Source organism: Actinomadura sp. SCN-SB (assembly GCF_043906805.1).
In the GTDB taxonomy this organism is placed as follows: domain Bacteria; phylum Actinomycetota; class Actinomycetes; order Streptosporangiales; family Streptosporangiaceae; genus Spirillospora.
The window spans coordinates 18,791-35,431 of the sequence record NZ_JBIMPP010000075.1 but is presented as its reverse complement, the minus strand read 5'-3'; the positions used below and the strand labels follow the sequence as shown (position 1 = coordinate 35,431).

15 protein-coding genes and 1 pseudogene are annotated in these 16,641 nt (G+C 73.7%); 5 read left to right on the top strand and 11 right to left on the bottom strand.

Annotated elements, in window-relative coordinates; all coding sequences use genetic code 11:
- Window positions 1–53: 53 nt before the first annotated feature.
- From ACGWYJ_RS33135 to ACGWYJ_RS33090, 10 genes and pseudogenes are all read right to left on the bottom strand, one after another.
- Window positions 54–848 carry an SDR family NAD(P)-dependent oxidoreductase gene (locus tag ACGWYJ_RS33135; RefSeq protein ID WP_395110421.1) on the bottom strand — a complete coding sequence of 265 codons (795 nt, stop codon included), beginning with the start codon at window positions 846–848 and terminating at the stop codon, window positions 54–56.
- Window positions 849–858: 10 nt separating this feature from the next.
- Window positions 859–1,791, bottom strand: coding sequence for an LLM class F420-dependent oxidoreductase (locus ACGWYJ_RS33130; protein ID WP_395110419.1), 933 nt, complete (start codon window positions 1,789–1,791; stop codon window positions 859–861).
- Window positions 1,792–1,813: 22 nt separating this feature from the next.
- The gene (locus ACGWYJ_RS33125) at window positions 1,814–2,476 is read right to left on the bottom strand and encodes a response regulator (protein WP_395110417.1); all 663 of its coding nucleotides are present in this window, start codon (window positions 2,474–2,476) and stop codon (window positions 1,814–1,816) included.
- Window positions 2,473–3,726 carry a sensor histidine kinase gene (locus tag ACGWYJ_RS33120; RefSeq protein WP_395110415.1) on the bottom strand — a complete coding sequence of 418 codons (1,254 nt, stop codon included), beginning with the start codon at window positions 3,724–3,726 and terminating at the stop codon, window positions 2,473–2,475. The genes ACGWYJ_RS33125 and ACGWYJ_RS33120 overlap by 4 nt, the downstream gene beginning before the upstream one ends.
- Before the next feature lie 87 nt (window positions 3,727–3,813).
- Complete coding sequence (locus ACGWYJ_RS33115; RefSeq protein WP_395110422.1) at window positions 3,814–5,850, bottom strand: cytochrome c oxidase assembly protein; 2,037 nt, start codon at window positions 5,848–5,850, stop codon at window positions 3,814–3,816.
- 55 nt (window positions 5,851–5,905) lie between these two features.
- Complete coding sequence (locus ACGWYJ_RS33110; RefSeq protein ID WP_395110414.1) at window positions 5,906–6,127, bottom strand: hypothetical protein; 222 nt, start codon at window positions 6,125–6,127, stop codon at window positions 5,906–5,908.
- Window positions 6,128–6,188: 61 nt separating this feature from the next.
- A complete protein-coding gene (locus ACGWYJ_RS33105) occupies window positions 6,189–7,853 on the bottom strand; it encodes an AMP-binding protein (protein ID WP_395110412.1) in 1,665 nt (554 codons plus the stop codon).
- Between the two features lie 48 nt (window positions 7,854–7,901).
- The gene (locus tag ACGWYJ_RS33100) at window positions 7,902–8,948 is read right to left on the bottom strand and encodes a DUF5685 family protein (protein WP_395110410.1); all 1,047 of its coding nucleotides are present in this window, start codon (window positions 8,946–8,948) and stop codon (window positions 7,902–7,904) included.
- Between the two features lie 18 nt (window positions 8,949–8,966).
- Window positions 8,967–10,283, bottom strand: a complete 1,317-nt coding sequence (locus ACGWYJ_RS33095; RefSeq protein ID WP_395110408.1) for a helix-turn-helix domain-containing protein — start codon at window positions 10,281–10,283, stop codon at window positions 8,967–8,969.
- 106 nt (window positions 10,284–10,389) lie between these two features.
- A pseudogene (locus tag ACGWYJ_RS33090) lies at window positions 10,390–10,692 on the bottom strand (PucR family transcriptional regulator); the annotation flags it as partial.
- Window positions 10,693–10,913: 221 nt separating this feature from the next.
- On the opposite strand from ACGWYJ_RS33090, the gene uraH reads away from it, so the two are divergent.
- From uraH to ACGWYJ_RS33065, 5 genes are all read left to right on the top strand, one after another.
- The gene (gene uraH, locus ACGWYJ_RS33085) at window positions 10,914–11,297 is read left to right on the top strand and encodes a hydroxyisourate hydrolase (protein WP_395110406.1); all 384 of its coding nucleotides are present in this window, start codon (window positions 10,914–10,916) and stop codon (window positions 11,295–11,297) included.
- Between the two features lie 225 nt (window positions 11,298–11,522).
- Entirely contained in the window at window positions 11,523–12,728 is a 1,206-nt protein-coding gene (locus ACGWYJ_RS33080; RefSeq protein ID WP_395110405.1) for a glycerate kinase, read from the top strand.
- Window positions 12,729–12,873: 145 nt separating this feature from the next.
- Window positions 12,874–13,989, top strand: coding sequence for an alanine dehydrogenase (ald, locus tag ACGWYJ_RS33075; RefSeq protein ID WP_395110403.1), 1,116 nt, complete (start codon window positions 12,874–12,876; stop codon window positions 13,987–13,989).
- A 40-nt stretch (window positions 13,990–14,029) separates the two neighbouring features.
- A complete protein-coding gene (locus ACGWYJ_RS33070; protein WP_395110401.1) occupies window positions 14,030–14,638 on the top strand; it encodes a histidine phosphatase family protein in 609 nt (202 codons plus the stop codon).
- Window positions 14,639–14,706: 68 nt separating this feature from the next.
- Window positions 14,707–15,006, top strand: coding sequence for a metal-sensitive transcriptional regulator (locus ACGWYJ_RS33065; protein ID WP_285694756.1), 300 nt, complete (start codon window positions 14,707–14,709; stop codon window positions 15,004–15,006).
- Between the two features lie 686 nt (window positions 15,007–15,692).
- Here ACGWYJ_RS33065 and ACGWYJ_RS33060 read toward each other — a convergent pair.
- Window positions 15,693–16,562, bottom strand: a complete 870-nt coding sequence (locus tag ACGWYJ_RS33060) for an oxygenase MpaB family protein (protein ID WP_395110400.1) — start codon at window positions 16,560–16,562, stop codon at window positions 15,693–15,695.
- Window positions 16,563–16,641 lie beyond the last annotated feature (79 nt).

Below are 16,641 nucleotides of genomic sequence, written 5' to 3'. Positions count from 1 at the left end.
GCGCCTGGTTGCCGTTCGGGGCTGGTGTAGTCGGTTTGGGGGTTGTGGGGTGGTCAGGCTTGCTCCAGGGCCTGGGTGGTTGCTTTCTGTAGGCGGTGGCGTACTTCGGGGTCGTAGGCGTCGGGATGGGCGCGGCTTTCATGGGTTCCGTCGAAGAAGCGGCCCGTCACCTCGTGGGGCGCGTCGATCAGCTTCATCACCGCGTCGCCGCCCTCCTCGACCGTGGAGCGGGGGGTGACCCCGGCGTCCGTCACCATCGCGGTGTCCATGAACGTGGCCGGGTGCAGGCAGTTCACGGCGATCCGGTCGGGGCGCAGTTCCTCGGCCAGGTCGAACGTCCACGCGGCCAGCGCCAGCTTGCTGCGCCGGTACGCCGTGACGCCGTCGTAGCCGCGCACCAGCTCGACGTCGTCGAAGTCGATGCCTTCCTGGCCCAGCGAGCCCACGTTCACGATCCGGGACGGGGCCGCCGCCCGCAGCGCGGGGAGCAGCGACCGGGTCAGCAGGACGGGCGCGAGGTAGTTGACCGTCCAGCGCAGCTCGTGCCCGTCCGTGCCCGGCTCGCGGCCGGAGCCGGGCGCGCCGAAGCCCACGCCCGCGTTGTTGACCAGGACGTCCAGCCGGTCGTGCGCCGCGGAGACCCGGGCCGCCAGGTCCCGTGCCTCCGCCAGCGAGGACAGGTCGGCGGTGTAGGTGGTGAGGTCCGCCCCGTTCAGCTCCTTGGCGAGGCGGTCCAGCCTGGCCTGGTCGCGGCCGTGGGCCAGCACCGTGTCGCCGCGTTCGGCGAGCCGTCGCGCCAGGTGACGGCCCAGGCCCCCGGTGGCCCCCGTGATCAGAATCGTGGTCATGATCCCTTGTCTACCCCTTGAGGTGTTCGATGACGGGACCGAACGTCTCCATGAAGGGCGAGTGGACGGTGATGTAGGAGAAGCCGTAGCGCTCCCGCCGCTCGCGGAGCTGGCCGGCGATCTGCTCGACGGTTCCGATCAGCAGGAACGGGCAGTCCAGGACCTCGGCCGTGGTCAGGTGGGGCATCCGCGTGGCCAGGTCCTCCGCGGCGGCGCGGCGGTCGCCGGTGACGATGACCGTCTGCACCAGCACGTTGAGTTCCGGGTCGCGGTCGCCCGCCTGTTCCCGGACGAAGCGGACCCGCTCGTCGGCCTGCGCGGCGGTGCCGAGCCGGAAGGTGCCCGGCGGCTCGCCCTCGGCCTGGTACGCGCCCGCGATGCCGACGATGTCGGCGTGCCGGGCGGCGATCGAGAGCACGCCGTCGCCGGTGCCGCCGATCAGCAGCGGCGGCCCGTGCCCGCCGAACCCGTGCCGCTGGACGGGTCGCAGATCGGCCAGGGCGTAGTGCTCCTTGACGGCGGCGCCCTCCGGGTAGCCGGAGCCGCCGAAGATCGCGGTCAGTTCCTCGACCGTCCGGGCGAGGCGCCCGGCACGGGCGGAGAACGGCTCCCAGGGGATGCCGGCCGCGTCGAACTCCCACTTCATGTGGCCGGCGCCCAAGCCGAGCTCGACGCGCCCGCCGGTCAGCATGTCCGCCGTGGCGACCTCACGCGCCAGCAGGTGCGGGTTCCAGAAGCCGATGTTGAGGACGAACGTGCCCACCCGCAGCCGTTCCGTCGCCTCCGCCGCGGCGACCATGGTGGGGAACGGGGCGGGCGCGCCGAGATGGTCGGGGACCAGCGCCACGTCGTACCCGATGTCCTCGCCGCGCCGGCACCGGGACACGAACTCCCCCCGCGCGCCCAGGTCCAGGAGGTTGAAGCCGAAACGGAAGGGAGCCATGGCGCCGATCATAGGGGGGCCGTCAGGACGGGACGATGTATCCGGTCTCATAGGCCAGGATCACCGCCTGGGTCCGGTCCCGGGCGTTCAGCTTGGCCAGGACGTTGCCGACATGGGTCTTCACGGTCTGCGGGCTGACGAACAGCTCGGCGGCGATCTCGGCGTTGGAGTGTCCCCGGGCCATCAGCCGCAGCACGTCGCCCTCCCGCTCGGTGAGCCGCTCGTGCCAGCGGGCGCCCGCGCCGTCGCCCCAGCCGGAGCCGTGCCGGGCGGCCAGGGCACGGATCGCGGCCGGGAACAGCAGGGTGTCGCCGTGCGCCACCATCCGGATGGCCTGGAGGATCTCCTCCGGCCTCGTGCGCTTGAGCAGGAACCCGTGCGCCCCCGCCTTCAGCGCGTCGTAGACGTACTCGTCGTTCTCGAACGTGGTCACCACGATGATCTTGGGCGGGTCGGGGACCGTCTCCAGGATGCGCCGGGTGGCCTGGATGCCGTCCAGCCGGGGCATCCGCACGTCCATGAGGATCACGTCGGGGCGCAGCCTGGCCACCTGGCCGGGCACCTCGGCGCCGTCGCCGGCCTCGCCGACCACCTCCAGGTCGGGCTCGGCCGCGATGATCGCGGCGAGCCCGGCGCGGATCAGCCGCTCGTCGTCCACCAGCAGCACGCCGGTCGTGCCGGTCATGGGCGCGTCCCGAGCGGCAGGGTGACCTCAAGGCGCCAGCGGCCCGAACCGTCGGGGCCCGCGTCCATCACTCCGCCGAGCACGGTCACGCGCTCGCGGACGCCGCGCAGGCCCCGGCCTCCGCCGGCGCGTCCGGCCCGGTCGCCCGCCGATCCCAGCGGGTTGCTCATCTCCACCTCCAGGCGGTCGCCGCGCACCCCGATCCAGAGCCGCACCGGCACCCGGCCGGCGTGCCGCAGCGCGTTGGTCAGTCCCTCTTGGACGATCCGGTACGCCTCGCGGGACACGGCGGCGGGCACCTCGCCCACTTCAGGGCCCACCTTCGAGTCCAGCTCGATCCCGGCGATCCTCGTGCGTTCCAGCAGCCGGTCCAGGTCCTTGAGGGTGGACTGGGGCGCGGTGCTCGAGGCGTCCTCGCGCAGCAGCCCCAGCACGTGATCGAGGTCGCGCAGGGCCGACCGCGCCGACTCCTCGATGGCGCCGAGCGCCTCCCGGGCGAAGGCCGGGTCGTGGTCGAGCACGCGCCTGGCCGCGCCCGCCTGGAGCGTGACGACGCTCAGCGCGTGACCGACCGAGTCGTGCAGCTCACGGGCCAGCCGGTTGCGTTCGGCCAGCCGGACGGCGCGCCGTTCGAGTTCGGCCACCCGGTCGGCCGCCGACGGGCCCAGGAGGCGGGGGGCCAGGCGGGACAGCGCCGTTCCCGAGACCATGATCACGGCGAGCATGGCGGCCAGCAGCGCCACCCCCGCGAACGGCAGCGGCCACGTCGGGAAGGTGTCCGGCGCGCCCCACTCGCTCAGGAAGTCGTCGTCCCAGCGCACCACCGGCACCAGGATCAGCACCGCGGCGAACGGGGGCACCAGCAGGCTCAGGCCGCTGACCACCACCCCCGCGTGCAGGTGCAGCGTGAACCACAGCCCCGTGCGGGCCCGGTCCTCCCATGTCCTGGACGGTCCGGTGGCCAGGCCGGTGATGGGGCCGCCGAGCAGTTCCTTGGCCGCCGCGCCCTCCAGCAGCCGGACCGCGGGGACGAGCCCGGTGACGAACGCGCCCAGCAGCGGCAGCAGGAAGCACAGCGCCACCGTGACGGTCGCGCCGAGCCGCAGGGCGGGCACCGCCGCCATCGACACGAACCAGTACGGCATGAGCAGGGCGCCGCCCCCGACGAGGTACGACCAGCGCCGCCAGAACGCCCGTCCCGCCACTGGCCGGACGGGCCGCAGCACCGTCCGGCAGGCCCTTCGCAACACGCTTCGATCGTGACAGACCGGCGCGCCGGTGGCCTCCTCCTGCGGGAGGCGTCCGCTCCCCCGCACGGGTGAACCTCCCGCCGGGGGTCAGCCCTTGCGGGAACGCTCGTGGCGTTCGGCCAGCCTGGCGAGGTGTGCGTTGTAGGCGGCCAGCTCGTCGTCCTCCGCGGGCGGGGCGGGGTCCCCGCCCTCCTCCGCCGCGGCCGTCCTGCGCTCCTCGGCACGGTCGGCCTTGCGGTCCAGGCGGCGGGCCTGCCGCTGGTCGTCGAAGTACCACTGGAACGCCAGCGCGATCAGCACGATGAAGGTGGGGATCTCCCCGAAGCCCCAGGCGATCGCGCCGCCGGTGTGCTGGTCGCTCAGCAGCGAGGCGCCCCACGGCGGGTCGACGGCCGTGTACCAGCCGCGGGCCAGCGGCTGCGCCAGGTTCATCAGGGCGATGCCGAAGAACGCGTGGAACGGCATCGTCACGAACAGCAGCAGGATCCGCCCCGGGTACGGCAGCGTGCGCGGCGCCGGGTCGACGCCGACCAGCACCCAGAAGAACAGCGAGCCCGCCAGCAGGAAGTGGATCGTCATCGCGATGTGCCCGAGGTGGTTGCGCATCGCGGACTCGAACAGCGGGGTGAAGTACAGCGCGAACGTGCCCGCCACGAAGATCACCGTGGCCACCGCCGGGTGCGCCAGGACCGCGACGGCGCGGCTGTGCAGGACCGCCACCAGCCATTCGCGGGGGCCCCGGTCGCCGCGGATCGCGGCCGGTTTCAGCGCGCGCAGGGCGAGCGTGACCGGCGCGCCCAGCACCAGCAGGATCGGGGTGAGCATGTTCAGCACCATGTGCTGGGCCATGTGGACGCTGAACAGGATCGGGGCGTACTTGGCGATCCCGGTCTGCGTGGTGATCACGATCGTGGCCAGGCCGAGCAGCCAGGCGGCGGTGCGGCCGGGCGACCAGCGGTCGCCGCGGCGGCGCAGCCGCGCCACCCCGGCCAGGTAGAGCCCGCCGAGCACCGCGACCAGCACGGCGAAGAAGAAGTCGAACTGCCAGAGCGTGACCAGCCGGCCGGGCGTGATCGCGGGCGGCATGTCGTAGCCGAGCAGCGCCTTGACGGCCGACTCCGCCTCGGCGGGCGGCGGCGGCGCGGTGCGGGCCAGCGCCACCGCGAGGCCCATGGTGGCGCCCATGATCGCGATCTCCACGGTGGCCAGCCGGGTGAACGCGCCGGGACGGCGGCCGGCCAGCGCGGGCAGCGTCCTGCCGCGATGCCACCAGCCGAACCAGCCCAGCCCCGCGAACAGCAGCATCTTGCCCAGGGCCAGCCGCCCGTAGTTCGTGGTGAGCAGCTCGGCCGGGTCGGGCAGCCGGGCCAGCACGTTGACCAGGCCGCTGAGCCCGACCGCGACGAAGCACCACAGCGCCATCCGGCTGAACCGGGCGGCGGCCACGTCCAGCCGTCCTCGACGGGTCAGCGCGTGCGCCAGCACCGCGCACAGGCCGCCCACCCACGGCGCCACGGCCAGCACGTGCAGCGCCACGCCGGTGGTCGCGACCGTGTGGTTGGCGGCCGAGGCGGAGTGCCCGGTCAGCGGCGGCGGCAGCAGGGCGATCCCGGCCGTCAGCAGCAGCCCGAACGAGGCGGCCGGGGTGACGGTGGTGCGCGCCAGCAGGGCGACCACCACGGCCAGCAGCACCACGATCATCAGCGCCGTGCCCTGCGGCAGCCGCCCGACGTAGCCGCTCAGCTCGTTGCCGGTGAGGACCTGGCCGACCGGCAGGCCGAGCACGTCCGCGACCGTGAACACCAGGGTGGACGCGGCGGCGGTGCCCCAGGCCGCGGCGGCCCAGGACGCCGCCCGCAGGTAGCCGATCGCGTCGTCCCCCAGCCGGGGGACGTCCCGGCTGGAGCCGGTCCCGCCTCCCTCCAGGGGCAGCAGGACGGTCGCGGCCAGCAGCAGCCCGATCGTCGCCGTGGCGGCGAGGTCCATCGCCAGGCGCGACACCGGCAGCCCCCACCGGGTGACGGTGCCCGCGTCGCCGAGACCGGGGATGACCTGCTCGGCCACCGCGCCGCCGAGCACCAGCCCGGCGACCAGGACCGCGACGGACGCGGCCAGCGCGACCATCGCGGCGCGCACGACGTCCAGGGCGCCGCCACCGGCGGTCTTGGGAGGCACCGCCTTACTCACGGTCGCTCCTCCCCTTCGCCGCTTCGCCGCCGGGCCGGTTCCCGGGCCCCGGCATCGGGTGGGCGCGCTTGGCCCTGACCACGATCAGCACTCCGATGCCGATGCCGATCAGCAGTCCCACGGCGATCATGAGCCAGGGCGTGCCGCCCGCCGAGCCCTCCCCCGCCTCGGCGGGGATGCGGGCGAGTACGGAAGCGGCGGTGAGGGTCATCATGGGAGGCCGGGTTCTCCAGTTCGGTACCGTTCGGCGGCGCTCCTACACTACTGGCCGTACCTCACAGGGCGGTCAGGACGTGTGACCTGCCGTTCGCGCGGAACTCCGCGGAGATCGCCCCGGCCCGCTCGGCCGTCAGCGGCTCGTACGCCAGGCCGCGGCCGGGGCGCCACCACACCGCGCCGTCCCCGGAGACGTCCCAGCGGGCGCGGCGCAGGGGGCGCTTGTCGACCTTCCCGGTGGCGGTCAGCGGCATCGACTCCACGATCCGCACGAACCGGGGCGCCCATTTCGTCCCGAGGTCGCGGCGGCCCGCGAGGAAGGCCGCGAACGCGTCCGGGTCGAACGGCCCGCCCAGCTCCAGCGCCGCCATCACCTGGTCGCCCGTGCGCGGGTCGGGGACGGGGTAGACGGCGCACATCACCACCGGCTCCCAGCAGGAGAGGATGCGCTCGACGGGGGCGGCGGCGAAGTTCTCGCTGTCGACGCGGAGCCGGTCGTTGCCGCGCCCGGCGAAGTAGAAGAACCCGTCGGCGTCCCGGTAGCCGAGGTCACCGCTCCAGTACTTGCCGTCGCGGACCCGCTCGGCGTCGGCCTCCGGGTCGTTGTAGTACCCCTCGAACGCCGCCGCGACGTTGAGCCCGACGATCTCCCCGATCGCCTCGCCGGGGTTGAGCAGGCCGCCGTCCGGGCCGAACCGGGCGGGCGGGCACTCCCGCCCCGTGGCCGGGTCGAGGACGGCCACCTCCATGCCCTGCGGCGGGAGCCCGAGGGCGTCGGGCGGCGTGTCCGGGGTCTTCTGGATGCTGATCGCGCCCTCGCTGGACCCGTACCCCTCGATGATCCGGCACCCGAACCGGGCGCTGAAGCGGGCCATGTCCTGGGCGGACGCCTCCGTCCCGAACAGCGCGCACAGGGGGTTGTCGGCGTCGTCGGGCCGTTCCGGCGTGGCCAGGATGTAGGCGAGGGCCCGCCCGACGTAGTTGAAGTAGGTGACCCCGTACCGGCGCACGTCCGGCAGGAAGCCGGACGCGGAGAACTTGCGGCGCATCGCGACCGTGGCCCCGGCGTGCACGGCCATCGCCAGGTTGGCCATGAGCGCGTTGCCGTGGAACAGCGGCATCGCGATGTAGGTGACCGAGTCGCGGGTGATGCTCATCCGCTCGGCGTTCCGCGCGATGGCGGCGAGTCTGCCCTGGCCGCACGCCACCGCCTTGGGCGCGCCGGTCGAGCCGGAGGTGAACAGCAGGAGCAGCCGGTCCCCCGGCGCGACCCGCGCCGGTTCCGCCGGTTCGCCGGGCAGGCGCGCGGCGTACGCCTCGGAGTCCACCCGCAGGACGCGATCGTCCGGGACGCCGGTGTCGAGCCCGTCCAGCAGGGCGGCGTGCGCCGCGTCGGTGACGATCAGGTCGCAGTCGGTGTGCCGGATGTCGGCGGCCAGCTCGTCCCCGCGCCGGGTCGGGTTGACGCCCACGACGGTCGCCCCGGCCAGTGCGGCCCCGCCGATCCAGAACACGTACTCCGGGACGTTCTCCAGCAGCACGCCGACGTGCCAGGGGCGGTCCGGCGCGCCGGGCGGAGGCCCGAAGGAGGCGAGCAGCCCGGCGCGCCCGCGGGCCTCCAGCACGACCTCGGCCCAGGTGAAGGACGCGTCCTCGAACAGCAGTCCCGGATGGTCGTCGCCGGCCCGGTCCAGCAGCATCTCCGCGAAGGTCCCGTTCGCCACGCCGCGAGCGTGACACCAAGCGGGCGCTTGGTCAAGGGTTCGCGTCCGTCAGCAGTCGCAACCGCAGCAGTCGCAGCAGTTGCAGTCGCAGTCGCAGTGCCGCGTGCACCAGCAGCGATCGCCGCAGCCCTTGCCATGGTGCTTGCTCCATTCCGGCTGGTAGAGACCGCAGGTGACGCAGACCAGCGACCCCGTGAGGCACGGGATCGGCAAGCCCGGCCGCGGCGGCCGGGCGGAGGGCGCCCGGGCCGCGAAGGCGCGGTCGATGGAGCGGCCCACCTCGCGGTCGAGCAGCGCCCGCACCAGCCGTGGCCGCTCCAGTTCGAGATCGGCCAGCGCCAGCCGCAGCCCGTGCAGCGCGTCGTCGCAGTACCCGCGGGCCTCCGCCGGGGTGGTGCCCGTCGCGAGCAGCGGGTTGTACGCCCCCGCGCGCCGGTCGTCCTCGACGTCCTCGACCGCGTCGATCAGGTGCGCCAGGCGCCCGAAGAAACGGCCCGCCTCGGCCAGCGCCTCGGCGTTGGACTCCTTGCCCGCCAGCACGGCCGTGTGGGCGAACGCCGCGGCCACCGCGGTCTCCGTCGGCTCGGTCAGCTCCAGCAGGCCCAGGCCGCCGGCGGCCTCCAGCTCGCCCTGGCGGATGACGGCGTCACTCAGCACGGACGGGTCGAACCCCACCTCGGCGCTCGTCGCGCGTCCCGCCGCGTCCCACCGCCCGGCCATCCGGCCCGCCGCCGCCGCGACCAGCCGCCTGCGGTACGGGCCGTCGCCGTCGGCGATGTGATCGCGGGTCTTGCCCGCGGCCAGCAGCAGCGAGGTGGCCGCGGCGAGCCGCGCGCCCCGCGCCCGCGTCTCCACCACCTCGGCGGCCCTCATCCCGCGCAGCGCGCACGGGCCCGCCTTACGGCGCGGCGACAACTCCGGCGCCTGCGCCTCCACCAGCACCGAGACCAGCAGCCCGTCGTAGTTGGTGACCAGGCGGGCGGCCTGCCCGTGCCGGTCGCGCAGCGTCAGGCACAACCCGCACAGGTGCGCCATCCAGTCCTCGAACAGGTGCCGGCACAGGCCGTGCCTGCACGGGCGTACCACCCCGAACATCGCGTCACCCCCCGCAGATCACACGCCCGCGCAGGTGAGGGCCCGGCGGTAGGCGTCCAGGCGGGGGCCTTCGGGCGCGCCGGTCTCGGCGAGCAGCTCGGCCAGGTCGAACCAGGTCTGCGCGGCCTCGCGGGACGACTCCATCTGCTCCAGGTGGGTCGCGGCGCGGGTGAGCACCTCGATCGCGCGTTCCCGGCGGCCCTGCCGCGCGCACGCCTCGCCCAGCACGGTCAGCGCCCGCGCCGTGGCCCGCCGCGGCGCGTCCCCCAGCAGGTCGAGGGCCTGCTCGGCCAGCGTCACCGCCTCGGCCGGGCGGTCCAGCGCCGTCTCGGCCCTGGCCAGCTCGGTCAGGCACCGGGCCACGTCGATCTCCCCGGCGGAGCTGGCGTTGATCTCGCCGCGCACCTGCGCCAGGATCTCGCGGGCGCGGGCGGCCTCGCCGGGGCGGGCGCGCAGCAGCAGCCCCGCGTACACCACGCGCAACCGGGCCAGGTCGCGCGGGTCGTCGCTGAGGCCGCGGGACCCGGCCTCGTGCGCCAGCATCAGGGCGCGCTCGGCCAGCGCGACGCCGTCCTCGTACTCCCCGCGGATCTCCGCGACCGAGGCGGCCTCCCAGTACGCGGCCATCCGGGCGCGCGGGCTGCCGATCCGCTCCGCCCGTTCCACCAGCTGCTCCACGAGCTGCCGGGCCCGGACCAGGTCGCCGCGCTCGATGAACGCGGCCAGCAGCGCGGCGCCCAGGTGGACGGCGGCGTCGGTGGAGTCGGCCCCGATGGCGATCAGATGCCGCAGCGCGTCCTCGGCGGCCTCCACCCCGGCGCTGATGTCACCGCGCTCGCGCAGGCACCGGCTGAGCGCGACGTGCACCTTCGCCCAGTGGTCCAGGTCCGCCTCCGCGGACGCCTCGGCGGTCAGCACGCGCAGCTCGGCGATCGCCTCCTCCAGGTCGCCGGACGCCTCCAGCGCCATCGCGTGCCCCCAGCGGGCCTGGTGCAGCATGTCGGGCAGCGCCACGGCGTCGGAGTTGGCCAGCACCTCGGCGAACCGCGCCCTGGCCTCCTGCGGCGCGCCGTTCTGCAGCGCGATCTCCGCGTAGTCGAGCGTCACCCGCAGCTCGTCCACCACGTCCTCGCTGACCCCGCTCACCAGGTAGGTGGGCGAGCAGTTCAGCTTGCCGGCGAGCAGATCGATCACGCTGGGAGCGGGCACCCGCTTGTCGCTCTCGATCAGCGAGATGTAGCTGTCGGACAGCTCGGGGAACGCGAGCTGGGCCTGGCTGATGCCGTGCCGGATCCGCAGCGCCCTGATGCGCTGCCCGAGAGACTCACGATCCATCGTGTGACCACCCGCCTAGGAGGTTCCGCCCATTCCGCATGAGTGTCGCGCATCGGGCCGCAGGCGGCGCGTCCGCCCCCGCGCGCCACGCGCGCACGGCGCCGTGTCAGCGGCGCGTCGCCCGCAGCGCGAGGAAGAAATCGACCCGATCTTCAAGTGTGCCTAGATCTCGGCCGGTTAGTTCCTCGATTCGGCGGATCCGGTACCGAAGAGTGTTCACATGGACGTGCAGCCGGCCGGCGGTGCGGTTCCAGGAACCCGAACAGGCGAGGAACTCCTCCAGCGTGTGGAGCAGTTCCGCCTGCCGGACGCTGTCGTACTCCTCCAGGGGCCCCAGCAGCCGCGTGCGGAACGACCACCGCGTGCGCTCCGGCACGGACGCCAGCAGCAGCGCGTAGGAGTCGACGTCGCCGGCCGTCCCGGTGGGGGGCCAGGCTCCGCCCTTCGCTCCGGCTTCGTCGCTGGGGGCTCCCGCAGACTGTCGCATTCGCACCAAGGCAGGCTATAGCGGGCGGGGTCCGTCACGCAGCGCTCTCCCCGAGACTGCGGAGAGTTCACTTCGATCACTTGCCGGTCACACTGCGCCGCGCCGACGTGAACGGAGCGTCCCCGGCCTGCTGTACTTGCGCCATGACCGCCTCCAGCCCAGCGGCCGGCCCGGCGCCCGGCGCCACGCCCGCCCGCGTGTCCACCCATGTCCTCGATACTCAGCGCGGCCGCCCGGCGGCGGGCGTACCGGTACGGCTGGACGCCTACATCGACGACACCTGGCGGCCACTGGACGAGGGAGCGACCGACGAGGACGGCCGCTGGAGCGCCCAGCCCGAGGCCGGGTCCGCGGGGCCGGGGACCTACCGGCTGCGGTTCGGCACCGGTCCCTACTTCGCCGGGCTCGGCGTGCCGACCTTCTACCCCGAGGTGAGCGTGATCTTCACGATCGCCGACCCCGCCGAACGCCACCACGTGCCGCTGCTGCTGAGCCCGTTCGGCTACTCCACCTACCGGGGCAGCTGACGGGCCGCGCCGCGACCCGGCCCCGGCGACCCGTTCCGGGACCCGGCGCACACGGGCGGCTACCATCAGTGACGACCACGTGACGCCCGGAGGGTACCCGCCACCCTCCGACCCAGGCCAGGCTCCCGGTTTCGGGTGCTCCGGAGGGGTTTCCGGGTGTCAAATAGTGGCGTCATGGCGTAAGCAGAAGGTAGGGCATTTCCCCCGGTTCCGAAAGGCGTGGCTGTGCCGTCCCCCGACTCTCCCCCCGACCGTCCGCCGGGCGGTCACGTCCTGCTCGCGCCGGACAGGTTCAAGGGGTCGCTCACCGCTCCTGAGGTCGCCCGCCATCTGGCGTCCGGGCTCCGCCGCGCACGGCCCGAGGTGCCGATCGTCGAGCTGCCGGTGGCCGACGGCGGCGACGGCACCGCCGAGGCCGCCATCGCCGCGGGCTGGCGGCGGGTCGAGGTGGAGGTGCGCGGCCCGACCGGCCGTCCCGTCACCGCCTCGCTCGCCCTGGACGGACGGGACGCGGTGGTCGAGGTCGCCGAGGCGTCGGGGCTGCGGCGGCTGCCCGGCGGCAAGCCGCGCCCGCTCTCCGCGACCAGCCTGGGCACCGGGCAGCTGCTGGCGCACGCGCTGCGGCTCGGGGCCCGCCGGATCGTGCTGGGCGTGGGCGGCGCCGCCTGCACCGACGGCGGCGCGGGCCTCGTCCAGGGGCTGGGCGGGCGGCTGCTGGACGCCCTCGGCAAGGAGCTCCCCCCTGGCGGGGCGGCGCTGCGCTCCCTGCACCGCCTGGACCTGCGCGGCATGCCCGACCTGACCGGGGTACGGGTGATCGTCGCGGGCGAGCCCGAGGGGACGCTGCTGGGCCGCAACGGGTCCGCCGTCGGCCAGGCCCGGCGGCGAGGGGCCAGCCGGGAGGAGATCCGGCTGCTGGACGCGGGGCTGCGCCGCTGGGCGGACCTCGCGGAGGCCGCGTCCCGTACCAGCGCCCGCGACCTTCCGGGCGCGGGCGCCGCCGGCGGCGTGGGCTTCGCCGCGCTGACCTTCCTCGGCGCCACGCTGGAGCCCGGCATCGCGCTGATGCTCGACCTGCTCGGGTTCCCCGCCAAGGCGCGCGGCGCCCGGCTGGTGGTGACCGGCGAGGGCACCCTGGACGCCGCGTCGCTGCGCGGCAAGGCCCCCGTCGGGGTGGCCCGCGCGGCGGCCAGGGCCGGGGCCCCGGTGGTCGCCGCCGTGGGGCGGCGCGGCCTGACCGGGGAGCAGGCCAGGAAGGCGCGCTTCCAGGCGGTCTACGCCCTGACCGATATAGAACCGGACGCGGCGCGGTGCATGCGGCAGGCGGGACCGCTGCTGGAACAGCTCACCGTGGCGATCGCCGACGAGTGGCTGCCCCCTCCGCGACACGCCGCGCGGCCCCGTCCGGCGAACCCGGAGGGCCCCTCCTGACCCACCCCTCCAGGTGGTTTACATCCTGTCAACACGACGAAACATTTATTTACATCGTGCTGATGGCACGAGGATTGCCTCCCCTTCACGCTGGAAACGAGTCCCTGGGTCAACGGAGACCTGGGCCGCAGGTCGGGAGGCAGCGATGAAGGTCGGCGTACCGCGCGAGATCAAGAACCACGAGTACCGGGTGGCGATCACGCCCGCGGGGGTGCACGAGCTGGCCCGCCGCGGACACGAGGTGTTCGTCGAGCGCGGCGCCGGCGGCGGCTCGGCCATCCCCGACGACGACTACACCGCCGCCGGAGCCAAGATCCTGGACGGGCCGGACGAGGTCTGGGCCGAGGGCGACCTCATCCTCAAGGTCAAGGAGCCGGTCCCCGCCGAGCACCACCGGATGCGGCGCGGCCAGATCCTGTTCACCTACCTGCACCTCGCCGCGTCCCGCGACTGCACCGAGGCGCTGCTGTCGGCCGGGGTGACCGCCATCGCCTACGAGACCGTCCAGGCACCCGACGGCTCCCTGCCGCTGCTGGCCCCCATGTCGGAGGTGGCCGGGCGGCTGGCGCCGCAGGTCGGCGCCCACATGCTGATGCGCTCCAACGGCGGCCGCGGGGTGCTGCCCGGCGGCGTGCCCGGCGTGGCCCCCGCCCGCGTCGTCGTGATCGGCGGCGGGGTGTCCGGGGTCAACGCCGCCCAGATCGCGGCCGGCATGGGCGCCGAGGTGACCGTGCTCGACATCAACGTCGACAGGCTCCGCGCCATCGACGCCGTCTACCAGGGCCGCCTGCGGACCGTCGTGTCCACCGCCTACAGCGTCGAACAGGAGGTGCGATCCGCCGATCTGGTGATCGGCGCGGTGCTCATCCCCGGCGCCAAGGCGCCCAAGCTGGTGTCCAACGCGCTGGTGGCGTCGATGCGCCCCGGCTCCGTCCTGGTCGACATCGCCATCGACCAGGGCGGCTGCTTCGAGGACTCCCACCCCACCACGCACGACTCCCCCACCTACCCCGTGCACGGATCGCACTTCTACTGCGTGGCGAACATGCCCGGATCGGTCCCCAACACCTCCACGCACGCCCTCACCAACGCCACGCTCCCCTACGCGGTGGCGATCGCCGACAAGGGCTGGCGGGACGCGCTCAAGGCCGACCAGGCCCTCGTCCACGGCCTCAACGTCCACGACGGCGCCCTCACCTACGACCACGTCGCCGAGGCGCACGGGCTGCCCCACGTCCCCGCGGAAACGGTGCTCGGCTAGCCTGCCGGGCGCGGAGCCCCCGGCTGCGTACAGTGGGCGCATGGGCGAAGTGATCATTCTGCGCCACGGCGAGACCGAGTGGAGCCGCGCCAAACGCCACACCGGCCGCACCGACCTGCCCCTCACCGAACACGGCGAGGAGCAGGCCAGGGCCGTCGCGCCGCTGCTGGACGGGCGCACCTTCGCCCGCGTCCTGTCCAGCCCCGCCGGCCGCGCCCGCCGCACCGCCGAACTCGCCGGCCTCACCGTGGACGCCACCGACCCCGACCTGTGGGAATGGGACTACGGCGGCTACGAAGGCGTCACCAGCGCGCGGATCCGCGAAGACCGCCCCGGCTGGTACCTGTGGGAGGACGGCGTGATCCCCGGCGACGCCGAACACCCCGGCGAATCCGTCGACCACGTCGGCGAACGCGCCGACGCCGTACTGCGCCGGATCCGGCCGCTGCTCCCCCACGGCGACGTGGCCCTGGTCGCGCACGGCCACCTGCTCCGCGTCCTCACCGCCCGCTGGCTGGGCCTCGAAGCCGCGGCCGGACGGCTGTTCAAACTGGAGACCGGCACCCTGTCCACACTCGGAACCGAGCACGACCGGCCCGTGATCGCCTCGTGGAACGTCCCCCCGCCCGGACGGATACCATACCCCTAGGGGGTGCACCGCCCCGGCCCCCCACCCCGTCCATGACGGCACCCCCCGGACCGATTGCGAGGACGACGATGCCCACCAGCGACACCCCGACCCGCGGCTACACCGCCACCAAAGACCAGCTCCAAACCCGGCTGCGCCGCATCGAGGGACAGGTCCGCGGCATCGAGCGCATGGTCGAGGACGACCGCTACTGCATCGACGTCCTCACCCAGATCAGCGCCGTCCAAGCCGCCCTCGACAAGGTCGCCCTCGGCCTCCTCGACGGCCACGTCCGCCACTGCGTCGCCGAAGGCACCCAAGAAGGCAAATCCGACGAGATGTCCACCGAACTCATGGCCGCCGTCGGCCGCCTCATGCGCAGGGGCTGAGTTTATTTGCAAGCACGAGCTGTGCTCCTCGCCTGGCGGCTCGTCGCTTGTCGTGCTTGCGGCGATCGCTGCATCGCTTCGACTCGCCCTAGGGGGCTCGCTACGCGATCAGGTTCCTCGCAGGCTCGGAACCTGCCTTCGGACGCGATCGCAGCGCTTGGGCGACCGTTCGGGGCTGGGGTTGCGGGTTGGGGTGGGTGCGATTGTGTTTATTGCAAGCGCGAGCTGCGCTCCTCGCCTGGCGGCTCGTCGCTTGTCGTGCTTGCGGCGATCGCTGCATCGCTCCGACTCGCCCTAGGGGCTCGCTCCGCGATCAGGTTCCTCGCACGCTCGGAACCTGCCTTCGGACGCGATCGCAACGCTTGAGCGACCGTTCGGGGCTGGGGTTGCGGGCTGGGGTGGGTGCGATTGTGTTTATTGCAAGCGCGAGCTGCGCTCCTCGCCTGGCGGCTCGCCGCTTGTCGCGCTTGCGTGCGATCGCTGCATCGCTCCGACTCGCCCTAGGGGGCTCGCTACGCGATCAGGTTCCTCGCAAGCTCGGAACCTGCCTTCGGTCGCGATCGCAGCGCCTTGGCGCCGTTCGGGGCTGGGGTGACGGGCTGAGGTCGTTGGGGAGTTTTGGCGGCGGTGCCTTCGGCACCGCCAGTGGGGCATCTCGCTTTGGTTCGCCTTGGGGTCGTGTGGTCTCAGGAGGCGGCGATGTGGAGGGTTCTCTGCTCCAGGCTTTTCTCGTACTCGCGGATCAGGCGGCGGGCTCGGAGGGCGTCGGGCTGGTAGCGGTAGCGTTCCGGGACGACCTGGGTGGTGCGGTGCAGGCCCTTCAGGGTGAGCGTCGCGGCCAGGTCGGACGTGGGGAGCCCCGGCAGCCCGTACATGCGGCGGGCCCAGCGGGGCAGCGTCGACACCACCAGGACGCCGATGGCGGGCGCCGCCAGCTTGAGGGGGAGCAGCTTGCGCGGCACGTTCGGGTTGAACATGCGCACCAGGCCCTCGCGGGCCTCCCGGCAGGCCCAGATGCGCTTGCGCATCACCTGGTAGTAGTCCTTCATCTCGGCGACCGAGGCCGGGACGTCCGCCGGGTCGAGGCCCACCACGGCGGCGGCGCGGCGTTGCTCGTCCACGAAGCGGTCGGCGTCGGCGTCGCTGAGGGGTACGCCCGCGCGGCGCGCGACGTCCAGGTAGGAGTCGACCTCGCCCATGTGCACCCAGAGCAGGTTCTCGGGGTCGTCCACCGGGAACGTCTCCCCGGTGCGCAGGTTCAGGCCGGTGAGCATGGAATGCAGCTTGCGGACGCGGCGGCCGACGCGCTCGACCTCCTGCGTGGTGCCGTAGGTGCGGACGCGGACGAAGTCGACCGTGCGCTGCATCCGGGCCCAGGCCGACCTCGGGTCCATCAGCTCGGAGTTCTGCGCCGTGCCCCACATCGTCGGGGGGTGCAGGGCCTGGATCAGCAGGGCGCGGATGCCGCCGATCACCAGCACGGGCTCGCCCATCACCCGCCAGGTCACCGAGCCGGGGCCGAACAGTCCGTGATCGGCCGACAGGTCTTCGTGCACCGCCGCCGCCTCCTCACCCTCGCGACTTGGGGGGTCCGGAGCCTAACGTAACCGAGTACTTATTACCCGGGTATGACCG

Bases quoted from the DNA above. Each gene is read 5' to 3' on its own strand.
- ACGWYJ_RS33115 (WP_395110422.1), bottom strand. From the start codon at position 5,850: ATGGTCGCGCTGGCCGCGTCCGTCGCGGTCCTGGTCGCCGGGCTGGTG.
- uraH (WP_395110406.1), top strand. From the start codon at position 10,914: ATGACCGCCTCCAGCCCAGCGGCCGGCCCGGCGCCCGGCGCCACGCCC.
- ACGWYJ_RS33095 (WP_395110408.1), bottom strand. From the start codon at position 10,283: ATGGATCGTGAGTCTCTCGGGCAGCGCATCAGGGCGCTGCGGATCCGG.
- ACGWYJ_RS33125 (WP_395110417.1), bottom strand. From the start codon at position 2,476: ATGACCGGCACGACCGGCGTGCTGCTGGTGGACGACGAGCGGCTGATC.
- ACGWYJ_RS33135 (WP_395110421.1), bottom strand. From the start codon at position 848: ATGACCACGATTCTGATCACGGGGGCCACCGGGGGCCTGGGCCGTCAC.
- ald (WP_395110403.1), top strand. From the start codon at position 12,874: ATGAAGGTCGGCGTACCGCGCGAGATCAAGAACCACGAGTACCGGGTG.
- ACGWYJ_RS33130 (WP_395110419.1), bottom strand. From the start codon at position 1,791: ATGGCTCCCTTCCGTTTCGGCTTCAACCTCCTGGACCTGGGCGCGCGG.
- ACGWYJ_RS33070 (WP_395110401.1), top strand. From the start codon at position 14,030: ATGGGCGAAGTGATCATTCTGCGCCACGGCGAGACCGAGTGGAGCCGC.
- ACGWYJ_RS33100 (WP_395110410.1), bottom strand. From the start codon at position 8,948: ATGTTCGGGGTGGTACGCCCGTGCAGGCACGGCCTGTGCCGGCACCTG.
- ACGWYJ_RS33065 (WP_285694756.1), top strand. From the start codon at position 14,707: ATGCCCACCAGCGACACCCCGACCCGCGGCTACACCGCCACCAAAGAC.
- ACGWYJ_RS33110 (WP_395110414.1), bottom strand. From the start codon at position 6,127: ATGATGACCCTCACCGCCGCTTCCGTACTCGCCCGCATCCCCGCCGAG.